4 protein-coding genes and 1 pseudogene are annotated in these 2,569 nt (G+C 40.3%); 1 reads left to right on the top strand and 4 read right to left on the bottom strand.

Translation table 11 applies throughout. The features are described 5' to 3' along the window. Positions 1–239: pseudogene (locus CIK04_RS02080) on the top strand (transposase); the annotation flags it as partial. Between the two features lie 22 nt (positions 240–261). Here CIK04_RS02080 and CIK04_RS02075 read toward each other — a convergent pair. The 4 genes from CIK04_RS02075 to CIK04_RS02055 all read right to left on the bottom strand — a co-directional run bounded on the left by CIK04_RS02075 (position 262) and on the right by CIK04_RS02055 (position 1,957). After that, complete coding sequence (locus CIK04_RS02075) at positions 262–723, bottom strand: hypothetical protein (protein WP_080540792.1); 462 nt, start codon at positions 721–723, stop codon at positions 262–264. A 20-nt stretch (positions 724–743) separates the two neighbouring features. Next, a complete protein-coding gene (locus CIK04_RS35440) occupies positions 744–866 on the bottom strand; it encodes a DUF3265 domain-containing protein (RefSeq protein WP_103195070.1) in 123 nt (40 codons plus the stop codon). Positions 867–1,503: 637 nt separating this feature from the next. Then, a complete protein-coding gene (locus CIK04_RS02060; RefSeq protein ID WP_128824581.1) occupies positions 1,504–1,800 on the bottom strand; it encodes a hypothetical protein in 297 nt (98 codons plus the stop codon). A 13-nt stretch (positions 1,801–1,813) separates the two neighbouring features. Then, positions 1,814–1,957: a DUF3265 domain-containing protein gene (locus CIK04_RS02055; RefSeq protein WP_128824582.1), complete on the bottom strand. Its 144-nt coding sequence runs from the start codon at positions 1,955–1,957 to the stop codon at positions 1,814–1,816. Positions 1,958–2,569 lie beyond the last annotated feature (612 nt).

Here is a 2,569-nt window from a genome sequence, read left to right as displayed (position 1 = left end):
TTTCAAAGGCAAGAGAATGATCAAAGGTGGACGGATGCAAGTAAGGACTGTTTTATACATGGCCATGATGTCAGCGATGCAATGTAACCCTGTATTTAAAGAAACATATCAACGACTTTTGGCTGCTGGAAAACCCAAAAAAGTAGCGCTCATTGCCTGCGTCAGAAAGATGGTAGTTATTCTAAATTCAATGCTTAGAGATGGCTGTATGTGGAATGGCAGATAGCGCCAAAAATTAACTATTGACGCCATAGTCTCTTGTTAGCTTTGGCACACATGAAGGCTTAATTTTTGTTTATCAAGTGGTGGCATTATGTCAACTTGATGATACCCCCATATAGCAAATAATAAGGTTATAACTGGAAACAGAATATGGGCACCTGACTTGAGATATGCGATTGCACCTCGTTTGACAACTGTCGGCTTATAAACTTTCATTGACTTTGGAGGAAAGCGCCCCTCCTTTAGCCCTGAAATCCCACGCGGCAGCATAAACAAAACCACTATAAAAAGCGAAACTGGCAAACCAATAAACATTAAATGCCACACATAATCAGCACCATTTAACCCAAAAAGTTCATAGCAGTGAGGCTGTTCCCCGAAATCAGTAACTAACGGCAAAAGCCAAAGATTATTAAAGGCAACTACCGCCAAGGCCAAAAGAATGAATACTGAAAGTCGAATAACTTTCTCTTTTTTTGTATATTCTTCAGCATATTCCATATGCAACTTCCCTTGAAAAGCTAACGCTGCGTTAAGGGGTGAATGCCGCATAAACCAAGCTGCCGCAGACCACTTTCACCACCAAAACTCACTGCAAACCAAAAATGCCACGCGGCATGAATCCCGCTTAAACGCCTTGTTATGTTTAAGACTCAAAGGGTTAAGTTTTGCGATACCAAGAGCTTAACTCGACTTATCTTTGAAAACCAAAGTTAGAAGCTAAAAAGCTGAATTAACTCATAATTTTGATTGGCCGACTTTGAGTTTTAACGTGAGAAATCGAAAAGATGGGGCTCTAACTTTGAAATCAAAATCACTTCACTCACCTCGCCTACACTCTGGAATTCAATGAGGCAACTCTCTGAATTTTTAGCGCCCACGAATTGGAGTCCAGAAAACAGCGACCACTAAACATAACTTGCCGACAAGACCAAAATTAGAAAGCTGAGAAAGCAAAGAAAAGATGCAACCAACTGATTTTACGTGACTAAACATAACGCCCTGTTAAGGTGTGAGCAACGCAATACCAAAGCCGCCGCATACTACCTTAAACACTAAACGCAACGCATAGTGAAAATGCCATGCGTTGCGAATCACTCTTAAACAGTTTGTTATGAGTATTTAGCACACTGCACTAACGGCATTTTTTGCACCAGCTTTGGTTTGTCGCTGTATCTGGGGTTGTACTCCGTAACCCGAACAACTCCGTAAGCTCTTTATGAGTTTTGGCTGTGGTTACTTTACATTTTGGGCAAGTATGAGGAAGTTTTATCGCACCGCTCATTGTTTCTCCTTAATTTTATCATTTAGATTTTCTGCTTTAGATTTGATATCAGCCCACTTTTGACGCTCATTGTCGCTGATATCTGTTCTCTTTAACTCGCGTTCCGATTTCTTTAAAAGAGCACCAGGTACTTCTTTTGCCACTGCAATTGATACTTTTCCAGCGGCCAAACCCACATTGAACAACGTTTTACCAACCAAAGTAGCTGATTTGGTCATTTTACCAGAGGTATCTGGTTCATCAGTTACATCATTAAAAGCATCTTTGAGATTATAGAAATCAAAAAATCCCATTAAAAACTCCTCTTTAGATTATCCACAAATACACATAACGCCGCGTTAAGGGGTGAATGCCGCATAAACTAAGTTTCTGCAGACCACTTTCACCACCAAAACTCACTGCAAACCAAAAATGCCACGCGGCATGAATCCCGCTTAAACGCCTTGTTATGCTTAAGCTTCAATGGCTTACGTTTTACTAAAAACAAGATTAACTCGACTTTGATTCACAAACAAAAGCCAAAAACCAAAAAACTGAAATGACTCATGATTTTGAAAATCAGACTTTGAAATTTGGCAGCTAAAACGAAAAAACCTAAGATCAAATCTCTGATTGAGCCAACCGCCCTAACCTCGCGCTTGCCCGAAAATTGAATGAGGCAACTCTCTGATTTTCTAGCGCCAAAGAATAAGTGTCCGAAAAACAGCGCTCAAAAAAGCCAACTTGCCGACAAACACAAAACTGAAAAGCTGAGGGAACAGAGAAAAACCATAAACCACTGATTTTACTTGATTAAGCATAACGCCCAATTAAGGGGTGAACAACGCCTCCACCCAACCCTAAACATTGTGCCATAAACACAAAAACTAGAAGTAGAAGACAAAGTGCCAAGCGTTGATGAATCCCTCTTAAATTGCTTGTTCATGTACTCTGGTTATTGTACCTCGACTTGAGGTCAAGGTTTCAAAGAGCGATATATCAAACTTGTTCAGCAACTGTTCTTGAAATACGTCAGCCTGTTCGTATGCATGTATAACAAATTCTGGGGTTAAGTATGCGTCC

The sequence above is a fragment of the Vibrio sp. 03_296 genome (assembly GCF_002265885.1).
This window is presented reverse-complemented; position numbering and strand designations above follow the sequence as displayed.